Raw genomic sequence first — 24,100 nt, forward strand, 5'->3', positions numbered from 1 at the left:
GGACGCCCAACGATGAGCAGCGCCATCACTCCCCCGCCGCCTGGTTGGTACCCGGCACCGGATGACACCCAGGCCACGTGGTGGTGGAACGGTGCCAACTGGCTACGACCACGGAGCGAACAGGCCACGTTGCGGACAATCACCAAGCTCGCCACCGCGACCCAGGTCATGGTCATCGTCTGCGGCGTTCTGGCGCTCGCGCTCGTTGGCGTCGAAGCCATGGGCATCACGGCGATCACCAGCTATCTCGATGGGAATACCTCGGCCGTCCAGACTCTCCAGCTGTACGACTGGACCTGGATCGTCGGTAACGCACTGGCGACACTTTCGCTGACCGCCGCCGCGGCGCTGTGGGCCACCTGGCAGTACCGTGTCGCCCTGCAAGTCCCCGGGCTCACCCGTCGCGCCGCCGGCTGGCATGCCGGGGACTGGTTCCTCCCCGTCCTCGCCCTCTGGCGCCCCTTCCAAGACATCTCTGATCTCTGGCGGGCGATCGGCCGCACTCCCCCGCGCTGGCTGATCGTGTGGTGGCTTCTCTGGATCGCCAGCTTCATCTCGTTCAAATGGTCGAACCAGATCGACTCGCGCGCCGAAGCGCTGGAGCAGATCCGCGCCACGATGTGGTCCAGCATTCTGGGCGAAGCCTTCCTCATCGCCGCCGCCTTGATGGCCTTCATCATCATCCGTGGAATCACACAGGGCGTGATCCACCGTTCACAGCAGCGGTAACCCGCGAACCGTCGTCACTCCAGGGATCATCGCCGTCACCGACGACGACAACAACCGATCCGCCCAGTCCTAGCAGTAAGACGTCGACACCGCCGGCTGCTCCGGCACCGTCGCCGTGCTTTCCGCGTGCTCGGCCCAAATCTCGACATCATCACCCCGCAGTGTGACCGCGATCGCAAAATCCGACTATGTCTTCGCCGCGCGCACTCCCGTTTTCAATCGGGTCACGGTGGGGAGCGGAAAGTTACGCACGCTCCTGCGATTGGCATCGACGGGCGACCTTGCCGAGGAGAGTAAGAAACTCCGAGGTGTCCACGGGAAGCGGGGGCATCCGCACTCCCTCCAAGGGATGCCCTTGAGGCACCTCAATATCGACGGGCAAGCCTCGGCGGGCATTCAGGACTTGGACGCCGTATCCATAGATGATTCGTGACAGGTCGAGATTTGAATGCCATTTGGGATCTTCTGTCGAGAACCCCATGATTACATGTGAGTGGTACGCAACGTTCCTCTTCCCCCAGATGAAGAAGTCCCAACGCAGTTCGGGGTGACGTTCGATCATCAGGTCCCCGAGAAGCAGGGCAGTATCTTCACAAATCGAACGCGACCGCGAATCAGGGGCGTTGTTGCCAGCGTCAGGAAGAGGCATCATGACCTCGACGAACCAGTCATTCACCGACTGGATTGAGGCGTCTCTTCCGTCGAAGACGAGGCCAGACTCAGCCAGAGCTTTCTTGAGTATCTCGATCCGACCGCTCTTCCGCTGCATCGTCAGTTCAAACTCTGCGCGGGCCTCACGGCGCGGTAGATCCTGTAGCACCCACCATGGCATGGCCTCGTTCAACGTATACGTTTCCCACGCATTCACGGGACGATCTCCCACGCGATTCCCTTCTCTGCAAGGTAGTTCTTCAGGGGGCCGCTCGGTCCCCCGAAGCCGGTCGTGGGCTAGCCCTGAAGTACCACCATCTAGGAGAAGTAGACGAGCACGGGGCCGAGGCCGAGAGCAAGACCAAGCAGCAGACATCTCCCCCACAACTCTGACATGATCTACGCGAACGACTCTCTCACCACGCCCTCATCTTCCAACGCTTGATTGACGCCTCGATTCGATCGCATAGTTCCCATCTGGACTTCGCGAGCTACTGGGTGAGTCCATTCCCGGACTGACGACCTACACCAATTTGCGTCACACGCCGTATCCGGCCCTCAGCATGATGAATGGAAGTATGTTTCCCGCGATTTGCGAACATGAGCGAAAGTGCTGGTCGGCAACGATTTGTTCTTCGGTGCGCCGGAAATCAATAATATCCGTTAGTTCATCAATCTTCCGCAGAAGTCCGTCGACCTCCTCCCCGAAGACGCTGCCACTTAGAAGCGCGTCCTGCAAGCCGCTATCATCAAACAAACGCGAAATGCACTCGACGTAACTCGACTCCCATTCCGTCGACGGCCGAATCCAGACCCGCTCGCGAAAGAGGGGGCTAGCCATTTCTGCCAGCGAGACAATGACGTCGCCCATATTTACTTGATTCACTGAAACACCTCAGGCAAGAAGACGAAACTCGAATATGGAATGTGCGCCGCTGGCGTAAATTTGTCGACAACGTTTCCAGCTGCATCCAGAGATGACCGTGCCGGTTCCATCGAACATACGGCACCTGTTGGTGAGCATACTGGCTGTTCGGATTGCCTTCCATCACTCTCACGTTGTTTCCGGGGTTAAGGGGGTCATAGAAGGTCGTTCCTGATCCCTTCTTGGCTGGTTTGATAGCCCAGTTCGCGGGAACGCCTAGTGGCCTCGTCGCCATCGTCGTCCCGTGCGCAGCGGTCGGCGCCTGCGCAGAAGCTCGGGGAGCGGCGACGGCGACCGGAGGCACCCTCTTATACGTGTAGATCCCCATTGGGTGGTGTACCCGCGCATGTTCGACGGCATCCCTCGCGAAGTCACATAGTTGCCGCCCTGTGAACCGCCAACCCAAGGGTTCCACCACTTCTTCCCACTGAGGTCGTGTCCGTTGATGGGGTCGGTGGGCCAGGAATAGTCGTTTGCGCCGCCGCCCTCGATCGGGTCGACCTGCAGGAAGCGTCCGAGGGCGGGAACATACAATCGCACCCCCATCTCCACCACCAACGCCGAGCCCGCAGACTCCGCCGGCTTCAACGCCCCCTGGTGCCACAGCGTGTTCCCCGCTACCTGCCCCATCTCATCCGACGTAGTCATCCCGATCGCGAACGTGACCGGGTCCACCGGCTGACCGAACGGATCCCACAACAACAGCGCGCTTGTCGTCGTCCCTGTGCGGGTCACGAGGCCGTGTCCCCCCAAACCGGGGAACGACCACGTCACTTCCACGGCCTGGTCAGTCCACGACACCCCACCCGGCAACCCGAAACTCCGCGTCAGCTCCGTGCCGGTCTTCTGCCCCCACGCCGCATCACCACCCGCAACGTACAGATAGTTCGTCGTCACCGCAGGGTCCGCACCCGCCGGGTCGATGGTCCGTGAAGCAATCCGCCCCGACGCGTCGCGCACGATCCACACCGTCGTGCCATCGTCATACGTCGTCCCGATGTGCCTGTTCGCGGCGTCATACGAGAACTGCATATCGCCCAGGCGAACCGTGTTCCCGCGCACGTCATACACGATCTCCGACGCCGCCAGACCATCCGCCACCGTCGTCGCACCCGGGATCGCCCCCGTCACCGACGACGACAACAACCGATCCGTCCAGTCATAGCAATACGACGTCGACGTGGTCACCGGAGCCTGGCCCGGAGCCGTCCACACATCCGTCAGACCCGTCCGGTTCCCCGACATCCCCGCCGCCGCATTCGGACCACATCGACGAAAGGTGTTGAGGTACTCCTCCCCGACGATGAGGTTGGGCAGCGATCACTTCAGCCGGGACAACAGGGAGCTCTTCACCGTGACTCGACGTGGGGTAGACCACCAACGTCAATCACGGTAGCCATCGAACTCCCAGCGGCCGATCTGCACCAGGCTAAGCAAGAGCTGCTGCCACGTCGTCCCAGACGCAAGCCCGACTTCATGGTGGAGCTTTTCAATTGCTCGGCTCAGATCAAACTTCTCCATCACCAGGGCATGCCGAACCAGCTGCGTTCCATCGCGATCGATCTTGCGAGCGAGCCAGCGCGTAGTGCAAACAAGGACATCGAATGACTCCTCGCCGACACCGCCGTCCGGCCCGATGAGTAATCGAATCCACTGCCCGTCATCGAACGGGTGTACGGGAAAGTATGTTTCGACATCCAGATCGAAGCTGTAGATGCTCTTGATGATCGCTTTCATTCACCGATCTCCCGGTATCCGTTTGGCTGCACCCAGCCCGATTCTTCATAGCGGCCTGCTCAGTTCCATGCGAGCCCGGCGCCTATGACGATGACAACGACCGCGGCTCCGTACGTAATGACGTACTCGACGATCACTCGCCGACGCTCCACAGGCAAGTTTCGCGGACGTTTTGCGACGGGCGCCTCACCTGATGTCGAGGGCAGAGAACCGGTCTCGTCGCCGTTATCGACCGGTTCGCTGGCCGTTCCCACACGGACGCGGTTGTAGATCAGCCTGCCAACCCCGGCCACAGCCACCACAAGACCGATCCCGATGAATGCCGTGCCCAATCCGCTCCAACCGTCAGCGGGAAGACAGGAATCCGCCCATTCGATCAGTGAATTCCCACTGGCGAACAAGACTATAAATCCGGTGAAACCTACCATCCAAAGGGGCGCAGCGTTCATGAGGTCGCGCCGGAAGCCTTTATCGCCCCGGTACACAGCGCGCATTAGCAGCACCAGCCAGGAACTGAGCACGACTGCAACAACTCCAAATCCAAAGGCCACGAGATACGAAATTCCGGACGGAATGCAACTGGAATCCATCAGTATCCTTACCAATAGAAGTTAAACATGATGGCGCAGCCTGCTCCGAGACCCCCCACGGCCCCGAATCCTCCAGAAAAGTCAGTATTCACTCCGTCGGGATCTGTTCCATAAGCTGAGCCCTCCACGTATCCTCCCGCCCCAAAAGCGGCGCTGCAATTGCCTGTAATCGACGTGGTTCTGGTTGTGGGCCCGTTGAATGATACGCCCGACGATACGGAACCAGTAAACGACCCTTTCGGCCCAATACCAACCCCCCAGTGGTCGTTACCGATCTCGGCACAAATTGCGAAGCAGCCGGTAGCTGCCCAACCAGATTTCGAGTTCTTCGCGATATCGCTAACGAGCGTATCCCACTCACGACCCTGATTGTTGTCCCAGAGGGCCTTCCGCGATCGTTCAGCACTTAGCTCGATTCTCTTAAAATAGCTCAGTTGCCGTTTGACGACTTTCGGTGCCGACTTCCTTCCCCCGTCTTCTCGTGGAGCGACGGACCACTTCTTCCCACTGAGGTCGTGGCCGTTGACGGGGTCGGTGGGCCAGGAGTAGTCGTTCGCCCCGCCACCCTCGATGGGGTCGACTTGCAGGAAGCGTCCGAGGGCGGGGACATACAACCGCACCCCCATCTCCACCACCAGCGCCGAGCCAGCAGACTCCGCGGGCTTCAACGCCCCCTGATGCCAGAGCGTGTTCCCCGCCACCTGACCGGTGTCATCCGAAGCCACCGTCCCGATCGCGAACGATACCGGATCCACGGGCTGACCGAACGGATCCCACAACATCAGCGCGCTGGTCGTGGTCCCGGTGCGGGTCACGAGGCCGTGTCCACCCAACCCGGGGAACGACCACGTCACCACCCCCGCCTGATTCGTCCACGACACCCCACCCGGCAACCCGACACTCCGGGACAACTCCGCACCGGACTTCTGCCCCCACGCCGCATCACCACCCGCCGCATACAGATAGTTCGTCGTCACCGCAGGGTCCGCACCCGCCGGGTCGATGGTCCGTGAAGCGATCCGCCCCGACGCATCCCGCACGATCCGCACCGTCGTGCCATCGTCATACGTCGTCCCGATGTGCCTGTTCGCGGCGTCATACGAGAACTGCATATCGCCCAGGCGAACCGTGTTCCCGCGCACGTCATACACGATCTCCGACGCCGCCAGACCATCCGCCACCGTCGTCGCACCCGGGATCGCCCCCGTCACCGACGACGACAACAACCGATCCGTCCAGTCATAGCAATACGACGTCGACGTGGTCACCGGAGCCTGGCCCGGAGCCGTCCACACATCCGTCAGACCCGTCCGGTTCCCCGACATCCCCGCCGCCGCATTCGGACCGCACCCGCCCGATGACCCGAACCCATACGTGAACTTGTGCCCGGGGATGGTCGCCGACGTCAGCCGTCCGGCCGTGTCATACCCATACGTCGACGAATACGACATCGACCCCATCGACGACTGCTGCTTCACCACACGGCCCGACTGCGACCGCACCACCGCATCCGATACCACCTGACCGCCGACCAGCCACTCCTGACCGACCACCTGCTCCGCCGCATCACGGCCCACGCTGTTCAGCGCCGAACCATCCGGATACGCAATCTGCTTCAGCCGCTGCAGGGCGTCATACGTCACCGACGCGAGCTGCTGCCCATCGACCGTGAGCGTCTTCACCTTGCCGTCGGCGTCATACGTGTACGCGGTCACCGACGCCGCCCCACCGGCCGGAGTCGTGGAGATCTGCGTCACTCGCCCGGAAGCGGGGTCGTACGCGGGCGTGGTCACCGCGCCCCACACATCCGTGTAGCTCACGACCCGACCGAGCAGGTCGGAGACGGTCGTGATGGTCGAGCCGTTCGGCGACCCTGCGACCGCTACCCCGCTCGTGACGGTGGTGTATCCACCGTCCTCCAGGCGTGTCGACTGCGTTGTCGTGCTCGAGATCGTCGCCACGCCCGAAGGGCCGGCGACCGTCGTCGAGATCACCATGCCCCGGGCGTCATACCCGGTGCACGACCACGCTGTGTCGCCGCTGGTCTTCGTCCCCCCCGTACGACCCCACGCGTCATACGCGTATTCCGTCGTGATCGGCGTGCCCGTTGCCGGGGTCGGCCCCGTCGTGGACTTGAGGAGACCGAACTGTTTGGTCCCCGCCGGAAGGCCGCACACCGCCGGGGCGCTGTTGATATCGCCGTAGTACGTGCTCGTGGTCTTCGCCGTCGCCGGTGCACCTGCCACACCACCGGCCGGGAGCGTGCGGGTCAGACGCCTGAGCCACCCCGCAGCACCGGGCTGCTCGAAGGTCGTCGAGGTCGTCAGCGCGAGGCCGTCGGGGTCGACGGCAGTCAGTGCTCGATGCGGCGACGGCGCCTACGCCACCACGCTCGCAGGCTCCCGCACCCGCCCGCCATCGGCAAACGCACGCGGGTAGGCGCGACGGAGCGCGACGACCACCAGCGTCGCCGCGGTCACCTTGATCAGATCGCCGGGCAGGAACGCGAGGCTCGACAGCGCCGTCGGTCCGAGTGGCACGCCGGTCACGAGAGCCTGCACGGGGATGCCGAACGCGTAGACGACGAACACTCCGCCGACCAGTGCTGCGATCGCGGAACGCCACCAGGTGAAGCGCCCCGTGCGCATGAGCAGGCCGATCACCACGACGCCGGCGATCCAGCCGATGAGGTACCCGGCACTCGGACCGACGAACACTCCGAGGCCTCCGCGACCACCCGCCAACACGGGCAGCCCGACTGCGGCGAGCGCGAGCACGAGGAGCACGGCGAGAGGCGCGAGGCGCGGACCCAGCACGAGCCCTGCGAGCATTACTCCGAGCGTCTGCGCGGTGATCGGCACGCCGGCGGGCAGGGGCACGATCACCGTGCCGAGCACGATGATCAGGGCGGCGAAGACCGCGATGCGTCCGAGCGATGCACTGGTGTCTGTGGCACGCGACGTTGTCATGAATCCTCCTGAACACCGTTCACCTGAACGGTGTTCATTACAATAGGGACGCCATCCTCTCCACGCAAACCCGCCTCAGGAGCCATCACGTCCCTCTCCCCGATGCTGCGCCGCATCGCAGCCGAAGACCCCGCTCGGCCGGCAATCGTCGGCCACGATGCCGGCGTGACCTATGGCGAGCTGCACGCGGAGTCGCGCCGGCTCTCGGCGGCGCTCGAACTCCTGCTCACAGCCCGCTCGGCGCGGACGGATTCACGCGGCCCGTCGACACCGCCGCCCGTCGTCGCCATCTGCCTGAGCGGGGCGTTCGACACCGCACGCATCGTCGTCGCGATGGAAGCGGGCGACCGCATCCTCAGCGTCGTCGATGCGCACTGGCCGGTGTCTCTGCAGGCGCAGCTGATCGGATCGACCGGAGCGACGGCGGTGATCACTGATGTGCCCGCGCTGCGAACCGCGCTGGACGCGAGCGGCTGGCCGGGTCTGATCCTCGGGCTCGCTGAATTGGAGAACTCCGGATCGCGCGCCCATGCCGACCCCGAGGATCCAGCCGACGATGCCCCGTTCCTGCTGCTGACCTCATCCGGCACGACAGGACCACCGAAGTCCTTCCTCAAGACGCGCGCGCAGTACACGGCGAACATCGACGTCTCCCGCACGCACCTGGGCGCAAGAGACCGCGTCGTGACCTTCGCGCCGGGCCCGATGTCGTACAGCCTCACTCTCTACACACTGTTCGAGGTGCTCGCCACGGGCGGTGAGCTGCACGTCGCCGACCGTCTCGACGACCTGTGGCTCACCCCCCGCGCGCGCGACGAAGGCATCACGCGCGTGGTCACTGTTCCGGCGGCGGCTGCCGCCCTCGCCGACGCCGCGCTGCGCAGCCCGGGAAGGTACGACGGCATCGACCTGATCGCCACCGGCGGTGCCGCTCTCTCGGAGTCGACTCGAGCCAGAGTCGCCGAAGCACTCCCCCGCACCCGGACGCTCAGCTATTTCGGCACCGGCGAACTCGGCTTCATCGGCGATGACCGCGCCGGCGACGGAGGCATCCGGCTCTACCCGCAGGTGCAAGCCCGTGTGCGCGACGACGACGGCAACGACCTGGCACCCGGCGAGCTCGGCACGCTCTGGGTGCGCTCCCCCTCGTGCTCGACCGGCTACCTGCCTGGAACCACTTCCTCGACGTTGACGGATGCCGACGGCTGGGCGAGCGTGCACGATCAGGGGCGGCTGCGGGGCCGGGACTTCTCGTTCGCCGGCAGAAGCGGAGATGTCGTCACCACCGGCGGGCACACCGTCGCCCTCGACGAAGTGGAGCGCGCATTCGACGGGATGCCCGGCCTCGGCGACATCTGCGTGATCGCCGAGAGTGACGATCGCCTCGGCACACGGATCATCCTGGTCATCGAAGGCGATGCGCCACCGGCAGCGAAGTTGCGCGAGTGGGCGAGAGACCGGCTCGCACCGGCATCCGTGCCACGCCGCTGGCACCGCCTGCCCGAGTTCCCGCGAACCTCCGGCGGCAAGATCCGTCGCGCCGCGGTCGCCGATCTCGTGGCGCTCGGGCAGAGGCCATCGTGAGCATCGAGAAGTCTGTCGTCGTCACCGGGGTCGGTGCCATCACTCCGAGTGGGCTCACGGCGCCGAGCATGTGGGCATCCGTGCGCGCCGGACGAAGCGGCATCACCCGGCTTCCATCTGAGCTCGCAGGTTCCGGATCGGTGCAGGTCGGCGGAGTCGTCACCGGGTTCACCGCACCCGCCGACCTGCCGACATCGCTCGCGCGCCACCTCACGCCGATGCAGCAGTGGGCGATCGCGGCCGCTGATGAGGCGATCGACGTTGCGGGCACCGGCGACCTGCCGCGGAACGCGGATGCCACACAGGTGATCGTCGCCACGGGATCAGGGCCGGTGGACGCGGTGGTGCGGTCCGCGAACGCGCTGCGAGAAGCCGGTCGGCGCCGGGTGCCGCCGAGCCTCGCCGTCTACGGAACAGCGGATGCTATCGCCGGGGTCCTCAGCCATCGATACAGATTCCTCGGACAGATCCACGCCGTCACCGCGGCGTGCGCGAGCGGTGCCATGGCGATCGGCGAAGGCCTGCGGCGCATCCGTCACGGATACGCCGACGCGGTGCTGGTCGTCGGGATGGACGACTGCCTCGGTCCGCTGCATCTCGCGGCGCATGCGAACCTGCGCTCGGTCGTCACCGGATTCGGCGATGACCCGTCATCGGCCTCCCGCCCCTTCGACAGCGCGCGGAGCGGCTTCGTCATGGCCCAGGGCGCCGCCGCAGTGCTGCTCGAGGCCGCAGACCTCGCCAGCGAACGCGGCGCTCGCCCCCTCGCGACGGTCGCCGGGTTCGGTGCGACCAGCGATGCGCATCACGCCACTGCACCGGACCCTGCCGCCGTGGGAGCGACCAGGGCGATCAACGCCTGCCTCGCCGATGCCCGCGTGACCGCATCCGCAGTCGATCACGTGAACACCCACGGCACGGGAACAGTGCTCGGCGATACGGCCGAACTCGTCGCACTCGGGCGGGCGCTGGGACCGAGGGCACCGCTGGTCCCGCTCACGGCGACGAAGTCCACCACCGGGCATCTGCTCGGCGCAGCCGGGGTCGTCGAGGCAGTGATCGCTGCGATGACCCTGCGCGACCAGATGCTGCCGCCGACGATCAACCTGTCCGACCCGTGCGCGGACGGGTGGGACTTCGTGCGCGACCAGGAGCGACAGCATCCGGTCCGCAACGTGCTGTCGACCTCGTTCGGTTTCGGCGGTCACAACGCCGCGCTGCTGCTCACCGCGGACGGCTGAGCCGCACACGCTTGTGCCGGAAGGTGTCACGAGTTGAGGCGGTCATCGCACATCCTTCCTGAACACCGCAAATCACCCGGCGGCGGGAACCAGCACGACCTTCCCCTGCTGGCGACGCTGCCCGATGGCGTCATGTGCGGCCGCTGCATCCTCGAGGCGATACTCGTCGACGGGCGGAGAGGTGCGCCCCTCGGCCAAGGCGGCGAGCGCTCGCGCCTCGAGCGCGCGCAGATCGGAGAGCGCACGCCCGAGAGGAACGGTGACGGTGAGAGACCCCCGGACGATGTCGTCCGAATCGAGGCGGAGGACCTCTCCGCTCGACCATCCGATGATCACGACGCGTGCACCGCGTCCGAGACTCTCGAGGCCCGCTCGGCCCACTGCTCCGCCGACCCCGTCGAGCAGCACCGACGGCCGCTCTCCGTCGAGGATCTCGGTCATCCGCTCCGGCCACAAGCCGTCGTTCGCATCGAGCGGCACGAGTCTGCCCCGCGCACGCTTCCCCCCGAGACCGAGGCGCTCGACCACGTCGCGCTTGACCGGGCCTCCATGGAGCGCGACGACCGTGGCGCCTTCGGACAACGCGAGTTGGACGAGTTGACTGCCGAGACCGCCAGATGCTCCGGGGATGACGACGATGTCGGTGGAGCGAATCGGCGCGGCGTCCCAGACGAGCTGGGCCGTCCGGCCTGTTCCGATGGTCGCCACCGCCTGCGAGAACGTCACTCCGTCGACGACCGGATGCAGGGCAGATGCCGATGCCAGCGCGAACTCGGCGTATCCGCCGCTGCGGAATCCGACGTGGGCGACGACTCGCTCGCCGAGGCGGGCCGCATCGACGCCTTCGCCCAGGGCGTCGACGACTCCGGCGATCTCGCGCCCCGGCGTCATCGGCAGTGTCGGCCGCGGCATCGACGGCGGTGCGGCATCGCGTCGGATGTCGAGGTCGACGGCATGCACACCCGCCGCGGCGACGCGCACGCGCACCTCCCCCTCCCCGGGGATGGGCAACGGCGTCTCCTCGATCCTCAGCACCTCGGATTCTCCGAACTCCCGCTGCACGATCGCTCGCATGGTCTCCCTCTCCTTCTCTTCGGCAGGCGCCGCCCCCGTACTCATGCAGTCGCCGCCTCTGCACCGGTGACGTCGGTGCGGATCCTCGGTGCGAGCACGGCTGCCGCGAACGCGACGACCGCCGCCAGGACGAACACTCCGAGGAACGGATCCGCGGCAGCGAGCGCGGTGAACAGCGTGCCCGTGATGGCGAGGGCCATGGCGCTGCCGAACGAATCGGCGACCGTCATCGCGCCACTGTTGAATCCCTGGTTCTCCGGCGTCGACATCGCGAGCGTGAGCGCGCTGGTGCGCGGACTCATCAGCCCCATCCCCATCCCGGCGATGGCCCAGGCGACCGCCACCATCAGAGCGTCCCACCCGAAGCCGGCGGTCGCCACGGTCAGCGCGATGCCGACCAGCACCAGGATCGTGCCCACCTGCACGGCCGTCACACTCGACAGCCGGGCGCCCATCCTCCCCTGGACCGTCGCCGCGAGCGACCAGGCGAGCGCGCCTCCGGTGAGTGAGAGTCCGGCGAGCGTCGGCGAGAGCTCGTAGCGATCGGTCAGCAGATAGGGCAGGTAGACCTGCGCCCCGAAGAAGGCGGCCGCCGCCACACCGCGGACGAGGATGACCGCGGGCAGCCCTCTGCGTGCGCGCAACGTGCCGCGCGGGACCAGCGGCCGCACCGCGACGAGGGCGACGATCACGGCGAGAAGGGCCAGCACCGGGCCGATTCCTGGGATGTCACCGACCAGGTTCAGCGCCAGCACGGCGACCGCCGCCAGCACCGACCAGCCGAGCCGCCCGAACGCCCAGGGAGTCGTCGCGTCGCCGTCGTTCGAGAGCCCGCGAAGGGCGGGGATCACCATCAGCAGCGCCACGAGCACGAGTATGACCACACCGAGGAAGACCCAGTGCCAGCTCCAGAGCTCGGTCACGGCTCCCGCGACTGTCGGTCCGATCAATGACGGGATGACCCAGGCGGCCGCGAATCCGGCGAAGATCGCGGGGTGGAGCTCCTGCGGGTAGACGCGCGCGACCACGACGTAGAGCGCCACCATCAGGCCTCCGCTGCCGAGGCCCTGGGCGAACCGCCCGGCGACCAGGATCTCCATGCTCGGCGCGAGGCCCGCGATCAGGAGGCCGACGATGAACATGGCGACCGCCGTATACAGCGGGGCGACCGGTCCGCGGCGATCGGCCCAGTTACCCGCGATGACCATGCCGATGACCCCGGTGGCCAGGGGGCCGGCGAACGCGAGCGCATACAGCCGCTCGCCGCCGAGATCGGCGCTCACGGTCGGCATCACTGTCGTCACCGCCAGGGACTCGAACGCCCCGAGGAACACGAGGGCGCACGCGCCGATCGTGATCCAGAGGTAATCGCTGCTCATGATGCGCGGTGCGGCCGCGCCCGGCGTCGGCACGTGCTCGGTCTCCGTGGTCATGGAGACGACGCTAGAACCTCAAGTGAGGTTGAGGTCAAGCGCGAAGTTTCGCAGTGCCTCAGCGCACCGGCAGGAAGTGCGTCGGTGTCGGAACCTGCGCCTCGTGACGGATGCCGAGGGGCGCGCCCGTGCGCTCGTCGAGGTCGATCAGCGTGATGGTGTCGGAGCGCTGCCCCGCAACCAGCATCTTGCCCTCGTGGATGAGGTGGTGCCGGGGCCAGTCGACACCCGAATCGGCGAGGGCCACGGACTCCAGAGCCTCGCCCCCGCCGCGCACCCGCAACGCCGCGATCGTGTTGCTTCCGCGAAGAGCCGTGTAGAGGAACTGTCCATCGCGCGAACGGGCGAGCTCGGCCGGGAAGTCTTTGCCCACCTCGGCGATCGGGCTCGTCAGCGTCACCGACACGACGCTCCAGGTGCCGTCAGCCGCGCGAGCGAGCGTGAACACCTCGCAGGAGTACTCGGTGACCACGTGCAGGTGCCCGCTGGGGTGCAGGGCCATGTGCCGCGGTCCGGTGCCGAGCGGGAGCACGACCTCGTGGTCGAGCACGAGTCCGCTGCCACTCTGCCGCCAGAAGCGCACGAGGTCGAAGCCGAGGTCTGTCGTCGCGACGCGGCCGTCGGGCAGGAACACCGCCGCGTGCGCGTGCGAGACGCGTTCGCCGCCCACCGCGTATGGGTCGATCGCGGCGATGCCGTCTCCGGGAGGAGTCGCCGCCGGAGCATCCGGGTCGGGTTCACCGAACAGAGCCGCGCGGAGCGCCGCCGCGGCATCCGGCTTCGGGGGCACGATGCGCCCTTCCGCATCCAAGTCGAACCGCACCACGCGGCCGTCTCCGTAGCAGCTGGCGATCAGGGCCGAGCCGTTCGGTGCGACCGCGACGTGGCACACGTACTGACCGACGGCCGCGGGTGAGCCCAGCGGAGTGAGGGCGGCTTCTCCCGAACGCGAGAAGGCCTGCACCGCGGAGTCACCCTCGAGCGCCGCATAGACGATATCGAGGGACGGATGCTGCGCCAGCCACGACGGCGACGGGGTCTCGACCACCGCACCACGGTAGGCGAGAGTCGAGGCCTCGCGGCCCTCATCCCCCGCGAGCAGGCCGATGCCGTCAGCCGAACCGTCCATCGCGGCGCCGTAGCCGCCGAGCCAGAATCGCGTCACGATGCGCGGGTCAGTCGAGCAGCCCGTGGCGGACGATGACCTGGTCGCGCTCAGGCCCGACGCCGATCACCGAGATGCGCGTGTTGCTCATCTTCTCGAGCGCCAGCACGTAGTCCTGCGCGTTCTTCGGCAGGTCCTCGAAGGTGCGTGCGACCGAGATGTCTTCGTTCCACCCGGGGAAGTACTCCAGGATCGGCTTCGCGTGGTGGAAGTCGGTCTGGTTGACCGGAACCTCGTCGAAGCGCTCTCCGTCGACGTCGTAGGCGACGCACACCGGGATCTGCTCGAGGCCGGTGAGGATGTCGAGCTTGGTGAGCACCAGGTCGGTGATGCCGTTGATGCGCGTGGCGTAGCGGGTGATGGGCGCGTCGTACCAGCCGACGCGGCGCGGACGGCCGGTCGTGGTGCCGAACTCGAAGCCCTGCTTGCGCAGCCACTCGCCCTGCTCGTCGAAGAGCTCGGTCGGGAACGGGCCGGAGCCGACACGGGTCGTGTACGCCTTGACGATGCCCACGATGCGGTCGAGCGCGCCGGGGCCCACTCCCGCACCGGTCGCAGCGCCGCCGGCCGTGGCCGAAGAAGAGGTCACGAACGGGTAGGTGCCGTGGTCGATGTCGAGCATCGTGGCCTGGCCGCCCTCGAACACGACGACCTCGCCGCGGTCCAGGGCCTGCGCGATCAGGTAGCCGGTGTCGGCGACCATCGGCCGCAGCCGCTCCGCGTACGACAGCAGGTCTTCGACGACCTCGTCGGCGGTGATCGCGCGACGGTTGAAGATCTTCACCAGCAGGTGGTTCTTCTGATCGAGGGCGCCCTCGACCTTCTGGCGCAGGATGTTCTCGTCGAACAGGTCCTGCACGCGGATGCCCACGCGGTTGATCTTGTCGGCGTATGCCGGGCCGATGCCGCGACCGGTCGTGCCGATCATGCGCTTTCCGAGGAAGCGCTCGGTGACCTTGTCGAGCGTGCGGTGGTACTGCGTGATGATGTGCGCGTTGGCGCTGACCTTGAGGCGCGAGACATCGATGCCGCGGGCGGCGAGCGCCTCAAGCTCGAAGAACAGGACCTCGAGGTCGACCACGACACCGTTGCCGATCACGGGCGTCACACCGGGAGAGAGGATGCCGGAGGGCAGCAGGTGCAGCGCGTACTTCTCATCACCCACGACGACGGTGTGTCCGGCGTTGTTGCCGCCGTTGAACTTCACCACCCAGTCGGTGCGCTCACCGAGAAGATCGGTGGCCTTGCCCTTTCCTTCGTCGCCCCACTGCACGCCGACGATAACGATTCCTGGCATGGGTAACCCCCTGGCTTTCGCCGGGTTTGCACCGGCCGATGAGCTGGCCCTCTTCGGGCGGTCCCATCCTATCGAAGCGTTCCGGTGCGCCCTTTCGGGGGACGCTCAGCGCCGGTCAGAACACGTACAGCTGGCCGAGGATCAGGATGACGATGAAGAAGGCGACGGCGATCGCGCCGATGATCGTGAGGGTCCGTGCCGAGAGCTTCGCGACGCCCCATCCCACGAGGAAGGGGAGCGCGAGGAGCATGATCGCGACGATCCACCAGAACGCCGTGTAACCGCCGACGGTGGCCTCCGACAGCCGACCACCGAACAGCTGCTGGGACATCGGATGGGTCGCGAAGCGCACTGCCGCGCTGATCGGGACGCCGACGAAGACGAAGACGATGAGCCCGATCAGCGCACCCCACAGTGTCGGGCTGCCACCGCCGCTCAGCACCCCTCCGTGGAGTTCGGGCTGCTGCTGCCGTTGGTTCTTGCGCTCCGTCATGGCACAGGAGCCTATCCCCCCGGTGGGCACAGAATTGGCCCACCGGGCTCAGTTCGCCGCCCCACTGGCGGAAGTCACCAGGGTGACGTGTCACGACGAGGACCGACTCCCGTCGCCGTTCCTGGTGCCCGCGCTCCTGCGGGAGGACAGAAACGGCGACGGGAGTGGACCCCGTGTCGCCTGGGAGCCCCCTAAGGCACGGTCACCCAGGGGGCGCCGACCGTCCAGGCGACATCGGGGATGTAGTTCTGCGTGTCATCCGCGTTCGGAATGCCCGCCCACCACGAGGCTCCGCCGTAGACGAGGCCGTTCTTGTAGCTGCGCATCACGCGCCAGGAGTCGCCCGAGATGCTGAAGGTGAGTCCCTTCCCGAACGCGGCGTCCTCGGCGCACCACGTCGCCCGGTACGGAACGGTGGGAGCGCTCAGGATGACATTGCCCCCGATGTTCATGTACAGGTACTGCCCCGGTGCCGAGAGCGACTCGAAGCTGTAGCACTGCGGGTTCGCGAGGCCTTGGACCACCCGGAACGTCGCGTCCTTCCGCGCATTCGACGTCGATGCCTCGGTCACCATCGGGATCGTGGCCTGCGCGCCGCCCGCGGTCGCAGAGAGCGACTTCCCGGCCTCCGCGGTGCGGAGCGAGATGAGGCTGCCCACCGGGGCGATGTCGTACCGCATCTTGGTCGCATTGCGATAGCGCCACTGCTGCTGCGGCGACGCGGCCATGGGCGCAGCGAGCGCCACCGTGCTCGCTGTCGGCGCGGCGAGTGCCTTGCCGGACCCGGCGTTCACGATGGAGACCGCCCCGGAGGGAAGCGTGGTGAACGACCACCGCTGCTTGGCATCAGTCAGATCGCACGAAGCCTGCACGACCGCGCTGCCGGCCGCGTCAGCGCTGCCGAGGCACAATGATCGCGTGACGGTGTTGCGCAGCGCGAAGGCTCCGGCACCCGACTCGATCAGCTCCCACTGACGCACCTGCCAGACCTCGGAGCAGCCGACGGCACCGATGACGGCACCAGCGACAGCGCTGCGCTCCTTCGCCGTCAAGCACTTGCCGCCCTGCGCGACGCTCTCGAGCTCCAGCACCTGCGCAGCGGCCAGCGTCGGCGGAGCCCAGGCCTCGCCGATCGTCCATGCGGTGTCGGGGACGAAGTTCTGCGAGTCGTCGGCGATCGGGATCCCGGCGTACCAGGACGCTCCGCCGTAGACGAGGCCGTTCGAGTGGCTGCGCATCACGCGCCACGAGTCCGTCGCCGTCGAGAATGTGATGCCCTGACCGAACGCGGCATCCTCCGCGCACCACGTCGCTCGGTACGGAACCGCAGGAGGCGTCAACGTGACGAGGCCACCCATGTTCATGTAGATGTACTGACCAGGAACCGTGATCGACTCGAAGCTGTAGCACTGGGCATCTGCCAGCCCCGCAACGACCCGGAAAGTCGATGCCGCGCGGGTGGCCAGCGGCGAGGTCGCGACGACATCGTTCACCGTCGCCTGCGCCGAAGCAGCGCCAGCGACCAGGGACTTCCCACCCACAGCGGTGCGCAGCGAGACGTAGCTTCCGAGCGTCGCGACGTCGTAGCGCATCTTGGTGACGTTGCGGTACTTCCACCGATCGGCGTTCGCCCCCGTGTCGGCGCGCAGCGAGAGTGTCGTCGCCGACGGCGCGGAAAGGACATTTCCCGACGCGGCGTTGACGATGCTCACGGCGCCGGCGCGCTGCTCTCGGAAGGTCCACTGCTGCTTCTTGTCGGTCGTGGCGCACACAGCCTGCACGACCCCGGTCCCCGCAGCGTCGGCCGCGATGCACTTGTCGCGGTTCACATAGTTGCGAAGGGCGAAGACGGTCGGGGTGACCTCCACCAGCTCCCAACGGCGCTGCTGCCAGACCTCGGCGCAACCCACGCCGACGATCACGCTGCCCACACCGGTGTTCCGGTCCTTCGTGGTCACGCATGCACCCGCCTGAGCGATGCTCTCGATCTCCAGCACCTGAGCGGCGCTGATTCCGGTGAGCTTCCGGCCGTTATCGATGGTCGTGGTGACCCAGGGTGCGACGACATCGCCGCGGATTGCGGTGACGGATGCGGTGCCTGCGGCAATGCCGGAGCCGTAGCAGCCGGCCTGCGATGCCTGCGATGCGACAGCGACGAGTGTCTTGGTGCCGTTGATGTCGCGGACGCCGGGGGCGCCGCCGTCACCGAGGCAGAGCGAAGCACCGGATGCTGCCGTGGTCACCGTGGCCGTGTTGACCGCCGTGACCGGGTAGGTGTTCGTGCGAGACGCGAGAGGGACCCAGACGTTGTTCGTGCGCCCGAAACCCGTGAACGCGATGTCTTGGCCTGCGACCGGAGCGGTCGTGGCGACCGGCATCGGGGTGATGTCGTCGACCGGTGCCTCCAGCTTCGCCAGAACCACGTCCTGACCGTTGCCCGCCGGCTCCAGGTGAGTGATCTTCACACCCAGATCGCCGGTGCCGCTCATCGTCTTGTCGTTCGCGACATCCGGGCCGAACAACGCCCGCGCCGGAGCGGCAGGGGCACCCGCGGCCAACGTCGCCGGGTCAGCCGCGAAACAACTCGCCGCCGTCAACACCCACGACCGGTCCACCAACGTGCCCGTGCACGAGCCCAGACCCGTGCGGATCTTGGTGATCGCCGTCCGCGGGTGCGTGGTCGTCGTCGCCGGCACATCCGCCGCTACCGCGTTCACCTCGATCACCACGACCGTCGACTGCCCCGTCTGATACTGGTCGACGGTGCGACGCCCACCCGCTGGCACCGCGATGTCCTCCTCCGGACCACCCGCGACCGAGTAAGTGACATCCATCGGCTGCGCGCCGGCCTTCACACCGAACGACGCCGCGATCTCCAGATTCAACACCGCCGGGCGGAACACGGCCTCGAAACACACCTTCGCCTTCTTGCCGGCCTTCTGATACTCGACCTCGACCTGCCCGGTCCCGGCCGCGCACGTGACCACACGCAGACCACCGTTGCCATCCTTCAGAACGATGCCCGCGGCCGAACCCACCGAACCCCCGTCCGGATACGCTCCGGACTCCACGAGATACCCGGGAGCGTCGTCCGCCACCGCAGAACTCACGGGGACCGAGACGAGCAACGCCGACACCAACGCCGCCGCCACCCCCACAGCCGTGATGCGGCCCCGACGGGGAGATCTCAACGAAAACATGCAATGCCTTTCAAGAAGCCTGGGGTTCAGGACGCGTGAGTGATGTCTGTCTGCAAAACAGCAGCCGTTCAACTGAGCAGACGGAGAGCGTTCCACCCGCTGTTGAGGTTGGTCGGGCCCGTGAATCCTGTGGCTGTGCCGGGGTAGATCCAGAACGCACCCGTGGTCTGGCGGGCCAGGATGTCGGCGATGCCGTCACCGGTGTAGTCGAGCCCGCCGGTGATCACGGTCATGATGTTCCAGCCGTTGCCGACCTGTGTCGGCGTCGTGAGATTGACGCCGTCGCCGAGGAATCGCCACAGCAGGCCGTTGGAGTCGCGAGCGACGAGGTCGCCATTGCCGTCGCCGTCGAAGTCGCCGGCAAGCAGAGAAGTCATATGCCCCCAGCCGGCGTTGAAGTGCACCCCGGCTGCAAAGCTTCCTGCGCCGTTCCCCGCATACAGGTAGATGTTCCCGTTGGTGCCGCGGCCGATGAGGTCGGCGCGTCCGTCGCCGTTGAAGTCGACGCCTCCGGTGAGCAACGCCGTTCCGGGCCAGCCCGAGCCGATGAGCGATCTGCCGACGAAGCCGTTCGCCCCATCGCCCTCGTAGAACCAGATGCTGCCGTCATTCCAGGTCGCGACGATATCGCCGTTGCCGTCCGCGTTGTAGTCGCCGTGGACGATGGCGGTGACCGCTTCCCAGCCGGAGCTCCCTGTCGACTGCTGAGTCCAGCCGCCCGCTCCGTCGCCCAGGTAGAGATAGAGCTGGTGGTTCGAGGCGGAGACGGACAGGACGTCGGGCTTGCCATCCCCGTTCACGTCGAACGAAGGCTTGATCACCGGGGCTGCAGCTGCCACGGACCCCCGGTACTCGAAGTGGTTGTGCGTGCAGGCGGCGTCGAACTGCGACCAGCCCGCGGGCGTCGCGATCCTCGGGCGGCAGCTGAGCTGTCCGATCCCGGCGGGTGCAGGCAATGCCGCGAGCATCGCGGTTCGCAGCGCCTGATCCTGTGCCGTGTTGCCTGTCGAAGCCACGCCATTCACCACGCTGATGTCGACGGCGTATCCGCCACCGTTCCGCGAGTGATAGTCCGCTTTCGCAGCCCCCGGAGTGACGCAGTACTCGTTCAGTGAGGAGATCGTGATCGAGAAGCTCTGATCGACGACGACCTTCTTGAGCGCGCCGAGGAGGACCGGATCGATCGTGCAGTCGCGCACCTGGTTGTCGACGATGTTTCCCCGCACCTTGCCCGCCGCGTACGCCTGAAGCTGCGTCATGATCTTCGGCTCCGCGGTGATGCGGCCGCTGTCGACGAGCTGCTGGGCCAGGGCTTGCGTCGTCGCCGGAACGACCACCGTGTCGAGGCCGTTGCGGATGGTCGTGGCGACCCACCCGGCGAGGGCGTCGCCGCGGGTTGCCGTGACCGACCCGGTTCCAGCGGGGATGCCGGAGCCGTAGCAGCCGGCCTGCGATGCCTGCGATGCGACAGCGACGAGCGTCTTGGTGCCGTTGATTTCGCGGACGCCAGGGGCGCCGCCGTCACCGAGGCAGAGAGAAGCACCGGATGCCGAACCTGTCACGGTCGCCGCGTTGACGGCCGACACCGGGTAGGTGTTCGTGCGAGAGGTGAGCGGGACCCAAACGGACGCGGTGCGGCCGAAACCGGTGAACGCAACGGCTTCACCCGTGGCAGGTGCCGTCGTGGCGAGCGGCATGGGTGCGATGTCGTCGACCGCGGTCTCCAGCTTCGCCAGGACCGCGTCGCGACCGTTGCCGGCCGGCTCCAGGTGAGTGATCTTCACGCCCAGATCGCCGGTGCCGCTCGCGGTCTTGTCGTTCGCGACATCCGGCCCGAACAGCGCACGCGCCGGAGCTGCCGGTGCACCCGCAGCGAGGGTTGCCGGGTCGGCGACGAAGCAGCTCGCCGCGGTCAGCACCCACGACCGGTCCACGAGTGTTCCCGTGCAGGAACCCAGACCGGTGCGGATCTTCGTGACAGCGGTCCGCGGATGCGTGGCCGTCGTCGCCGGGACATCCGCCGCTACCGCGTTCACCTCGATCACCACGATCGTCGACTGACCCGTCTGCAGCTCGTCCACCGTGCGACGCCCGCCCGCCGGCACCGGAATCTCCTTCTCCGGACCACCCGCGATCGAATACGTCACATCCATCGGCTGCGCGCCGGCCTTCACACCGAACGACGCTGCGATCTCCAGATTCAACACCGCCGGGCGGAACACGGCCTCGAAACACACCTTCGCCGTCTTGCCCGACTTCTCGAACTCGACCTCGACCTGCCCGCTCCCCACCGCACACGTCGCAACCCGCAGGCCGCCGTTGCCGTCCTTCAAGACGATGCCGGCCCCCGCACCCACCGACGCTCCATCCGGATACGCACCCGTCTCCACCAGGAAACCCGGAGCATCATCGGCCACCGCAGGCGACACCGGAACCGAGACCAGCAACGCCGACACCAATGCCACCGCCACCCCCACAGCCGCACCACGACCCCGACGGGGAACCTTCAACGAGAACATGCAGAACCTTTCAAGGAATGGGTGACCGTGAGAGTCCGGTTCAGCTGAACAGGCGCAGCGAGGTCCACCCGTTGCCAACGCGTGTGGACGCGCCGAACCCGGAGATGCCGAGCCCGGGGTACACGTACAGGCCGCCGTCGCCCGTCCGACCGAAGAGATCGGCCTTGCCATCCGCACCGTAGTCGATGCCTCCGGTGATGGCCGAGATGTTGTTCCAGCCATTGCCGACCTGCGGACCGCCGGTCAGCGTCACGTTGTTGCCCGGGTAGATGCGAAGGTCTCCGGTCGTCGTCGTGGCGAGGATGTCGCCCTTGCCGTCGCCGGTCCAGTCGCCGGCGAGAACCCGGGAGATCCCACCCCAGTCGTGGCCGATCTTCAGCTTGGCGCCGAACGTTCCGTTCCCGTTGCCGGGGTAGGCGTAGAGATGACCATCAGACTCGCGGGCGACGAGGTCGGCCTTCTTGTCGCCGTTGAAGTCGATGCCACCCGTGATCAGGCCCTTCGTGTCCCACCCGCGGGCAGCCAGCGCCTTCGTCGGGAAGCCCAGCGCACCATCACCCTGGTAGTACCAGAGCGTGCCGTCGGTGTTGACGACCATCATGTCGCCCTTACCATCACCGTTGTAGTCGCCGTGGATGAGCGTCTTGGCCGACGCCCATCCCGCGCTGACGGAGGTCTGGGTCGTCCATCCGCCGTTGCCATTGCCGTGGTAGATGTAGAGCGCATTCGACGAGGTGATTCCGATCACATCGGCGTTGCCGTCACTGTTCAGGTCGAACGACGGCTTCACCGGCGTGAGCGGCACACCGTGGTACTCGAAGTGATTATGGGTGCAGTCCTCTTCGGTCTGCGCCCAGCCGTTCGGAACCGTGAGCGCCGGGCGGCATGCAACCTGACCGATTCCCGCCGGCGCCGGCAGCGCGGTGAACATCGCGGTCGCCAGAGCCTGGTCCTGAACGGTGTTTCCGGTCGCCGCGACGCCGTTCACGACGCTGATGTCGACAGCATGACCGCCGCTGTTCTTCGCGTGGTAGCTCGTTGCCGACGGGGTCGCCGTGGTGCAGTACTCGTTGAGAGAAGAGATCGTGATCGAGAAGTTCTGATCGACGACGACCTTCTTCAGCGCGGCGAGGATGACGGGGTCGATCGTGCAGTCGCGAATCTGTCCGCCGATCAGGTGGCCGCGCTTGAAGCCGTCGGCATACGCCTGGATCTGCGCAAGCGCCTCGGTTCCGCTCACGCGCCCGGTGGCCACGATCTGCTGCGCAAGCGTCTGATCCGCAGCGGCAACCGGGGTCGTGTCGAGCCCCTTCTGGACCGTGGCGGCCACCCATCCGGCGATGACGTCGCCGCGGGTCGCGATGGTCGAAGCGGTGCCTGCGGGGATGCCGGAGCCGTAGCATCCGGTCTGGGTCGACTGCGATGCGACCGCCACGAGCGTGTCGGTTCCATCGACATTGCGGACGCCGGGGGCACCGCCGTCGCCGAGGCAGAGGGAAGCACCGGATGCGGCAGCTGTCACTGTGGCCGTGTTGACGGCCGTGATCGGGTAGGTGTTCGTGCGGGATGCCAGCGGCACCCAAACGGAGTCCGTGCGACCGAACCCGGTGAAGGCCAGGTCCTGACCGGCGACCGGAGCGGTCGTGGCGATCGGCATCGGGGTGATGTCATCGACCGCGGTCTCCAGCTTGGCCAGAACGGCGTCCTGACCGTTGCCAGCGGGCTCCACATGCGTAACCTTCACGCCCAGATCCCCGGTCCCGCTCGCGGTCTTGTCGTTCGCGACGTCCGGGCCGAACAGCACCCGTGCTGGAGCTGCCGGTGCCCCCGCGGCAAGCGTCGCCGGGTCGGCCGCGAAACAGCTCGCTGCCGTCAGTACCCACGAGCGATCCACGAGCGTTCCCGTGCAAGACCCGAGCCCCGTGCGGATCTTCGTGATCGCGGTCCGCGGGTGGGTGGTGGTGGTCGCCGGGACATCCACGGCCGGGTCGGCCTTCACCTCGAGAACGACGATCGTCGACTGACCCGTCAGGCCCGTATCAACACTGCGACGTCCACCCGCCGGAACCGGGATGTCCTCCTCCGGACCTCCCGCCACCGAATAGGTCACATCCATCGGCTGCGCGCCAGCCTTGACCCCGAACGACGCCGCGATCTCCAGGTTCAGCACCGCCGGACGGAATACCGCCTCGAAACACACCTTCGCGCGCTTGCCCGACTTCTCGAACTCGACCTCGACCTGCCCGGTTCCCGCCGCGCACGTCACCACACGCAGGCCGCCATTGCCGTCCTTCAGAACGATGCCGGCCGCCGCACCTACCGCGGTCCCGTCCGGATATGCACCCGACTCCACCAGGAACCCTGGAGCATCATCGGCCACCGCCGACGACACCGGAACCGACACCAGCAACGCCGACACCAACGCCGCCGACACCCCCACGGCCACACCACGACCCCGACGGGGAACTTTCAAAGAGAACATGCAATGCCTTT

Annotated in this window: 18 protein-coding genes; 3 read left to right on the plus strand and 15 right to left on the minus strand. The window is 66.7% G+C overall.

Annotated features, from left to right (window positions below):
- The first annotated feature begins 12 nt into the window (after positions 1 to 12).
- Positions 13 to 729: a DUF4328 domain-containing protein gene (locus ACIQTX_RS00890; protein WP_402967659.1), complete on the plus strand. Its 717-nt coding sequence runs from the start codon at positions 13 to 15 to the stop codon at positions 727 to 729.
- A 244-nt stretch (positions 730 to 973) separates the two neighbouring features.
- On the opposite strand, the gene ACIQTX_RS00895 is transcribed toward ACIQTX_RS00890, so the two are convergent.
- The 7 genes from ACIQTX_RS00895 to ACIQTX_RS00925 form a co-directional block, all read right to left on the minus strand.
- Positions 974 to 1,612 (minus strand): hypothetical protein, encoded by a 639-nt coding sequence (locus ACIQTX_RS00895; protein ID WP_402967662.1) that lies wholly within the window; start codon positions 1,610 to 1,612, stop codon positions 974 to 976.
- 306 nt (positions 1,613 to 1,918) lie between these two features.
- Positions 1,919 to 2,251, minus strand: coding sequence for a hypothetical protein (locus ACIQTX_RS00900; RefSeq protein ID WP_402967665.1), 333 nt, complete (start codon positions 2,249 to 2,251; stop codon positions 1,919 to 1,921).
- A gap of 270 nt (positions 2,252 to 2,521) precedes the next feature.
- Positions 2,522 to 3,550: an RHS repeat-associated core domain-containing protein gene (locus ACIQTX_RS00905; protein WP_402967668.1), complete on the minus strand. Its 1,029-nt coding sequence runs from the start codon at positions 3,548 to 3,550 to the stop codon at positions 2,522 to 2,524.
- Positions 3,551 to 3,688: 138 nt separating this feature from the next.
- A complete protein-coding gene (locus ACIQTX_RS00910) occupies positions 3,689 to 4,042 on the minus strand; it encodes an Imm8 family immunity protein (RefSeq protein ID WP_402967671.1) in 354 nt (117 codons plus the stop codon).
- Between the two features lie 59 nt (positions 4,043 to 4,101).
- Positions 4,102 to 4,632: a hypothetical protein gene (locus tag ACIQTX_RS00915; protein WP_402967674.1), complete on the minus strand. Its 531-nt coding sequence runs from the start codon at positions 4,630 to 4,632 to the stop codon at positions 4,102 to 4,104.
- An 8-nt stretch (positions 4,633 to 4,640) separates the two neighbouring features.
- Positions 4,641 to 6,593, minus strand: coding sequence for an RHS repeat-associated core domain-containing protein (locus ACIQTX_RS00920; protein ID WP_402967677.1), 1,953 nt, complete (start codon positions 6,591 to 6,593; stop codon positions 4,641 to 4,643).
- Positions 6,594 to 7,010: 417 nt separating this feature from the next.
- Positions 7,011 to 7,601: a biotin transporter BioY gene (locus ACIQTX_RS00925; protein WP_402967680.1), complete on the minus strand. Its 591-nt coding sequence runs from the start codon at positions 7,599 to 7,601 to the stop codon at positions 7,011 to 7,013.
- A 102-nt stretch (positions 7,602 to 7,703) separates the two neighbouring features.
- Between ACIQTX_RS00925 and ACIQTX_RS00930 the strand changes: the two genes are divergently transcribed.
- Positions 7,704 to 9,185 (plus strand): class I adenylate-forming enzyme family protein, encoded by a 1,482-nt coding sequence (locus ACIQTX_RS00930; RefSeq protein WP_402967683.1) that lies wholly within the window; start codon positions 7,704 to 7,706, stop codon positions 9,183 to 9,185.
- Complete coding sequence (locus ACIQTX_RS00935) at positions 9,182 to 10,426, plus strand: beta-ketoacyl-[acyl-carrier-protein] synthase family protein (RefSeq protein ID WP_402967686.1); 1,245 nt, start codon at positions 9,182 to 9,184, stop codon at positions 10,424 to 10,426. Before ACIQTX_RS00930 ends, ACIQTX_RS00935 begins: the two co-directional genes overlap by 4 nt.
- Before the next feature lie 72 nt (positions 10,427 to 10,498).
- Here the strand turns inward: ACIQTX_RS00935 and ACIQTX_RS00940 are convergent, their stop codons facing one another.
- The 8 genes from ACIQTX_RS00940 to ACIQTX_RS00975 all read right to left on the minus strand — a co-directional run bounded on the left by ACIQTX_RS00940 (position 10,499) and on the right by ACIQTX_RS00975 (position 24,089).
- Positions 10,499 to 11,545 (minus strand): alcohol dehydrogenase catalytic domain-containing protein, encoded by a 1,047-nt coding sequence (locus ACIQTX_RS00940; RefSeq protein ID WP_402967689.1) that lies wholly within the window; start codon positions 11,543 to 11,545, stop codon positions 10,499 to 10,501.
- The gene (locus tag ACIQTX_RS00945) at positions 11,542 to 12,933 is read right to left on the minus strand and encodes an MFS transporter (protein ID WP_402967692.1); all 1,392 of its coding nucleotides are present in this window, start codon (positions 12,931 to 12,933) and stop codon (positions 11,542 to 11,544) included. Before ACIQTX_RS00945 ends, ACIQTX_RS00940 begins: the two co-directional genes overlap by 4 nt.
- A gap of 58 nt (positions 12,934 to 12,991) precedes the next feature.
- On the minus strand, positions 12,992 to 14,098 hold the full coding sequence (locus tag ACIQTX_RS00950) for a lactonase family protein (protein ID WP_402967695.1): 1,107 nt from the start codon (positions 14,096 to 14,098) through the stop codon (positions 12,992 to 12,994).
- Positions 14,099 to 14,108: 10 nt separating this feature from the next.
- Positions 14,109 to 15,395, minus strand: a complete 1,287-nt coding sequence (locus ACIQTX_RS00955) for an adenylosuccinate synthase (protein WP_028501298.1) — start codon at positions 15,393 to 15,395, stop codon at positions 14,109 to 14,111.
- A gap of 115 nt (positions 15,396 to 15,510) precedes the next feature.
- Positions 15,511 to 15,888: a hypothetical protein gene (locus ACIQTX_RS00960; RefSeq protein ID WP_036273571.1), complete on the minus strand. Its 378-nt coding sequence runs from the start codon at positions 15,886 to 15,888 to the stop codon at positions 15,511 to 15,513.
- 191 nt (positions 15,889 to 16,079) lie between these two features.
- Positions 16,080 to 19,079: an AbfB domain-containing protein gene (locus ACIQTX_RS00965; protein WP_402967699.1), complete on the minus strand. Its 3,000-nt coding sequence runs from the start codon at positions 19,077 to 19,079 to the stop codon at positions 16,080 to 16,082.
- Between the two features lie 77 nt (positions 19,080 to 19,156).
- Positions 19,157 to 21,607: an FG-GAP-like repeat-containing protein gene (locus ACIQTX_RS00970; protein WP_402967702.1), complete on the minus strand. Its 2,451-nt coding sequence runs from the start codon at positions 21,605 to 21,607 to the stop codon at positions 19,157 to 19,159.
- A 40-nt stretch (positions 21,608 to 21,647) separates the two neighbouring features.
- Positions 21,648 to 24,089 carry an FG-GAP-like repeat-containing protein gene (locus tag ACIQTX_RS00975; RefSeq protein ID WP_402967705.1) on the minus strand — a complete coding sequence of 814 codons (2,442 nt, stop codon included), beginning with the start codon at positions 24,087 to 24,089 and terminating at the stop codon, positions 21,648 to 21,650.
- Positions 24,090 to 24,100: the final 11 nt, after the last annotated feature.

It is taken from the genome of Microbacterium sp. NPDC090281, from assembly GCF_044769635.1.
Taxonomy (GTDB): Bacteria; Actinomycetota; Actinomycetes; order Actinomycetales; family Microbacteriaceae; genus Microbacterium.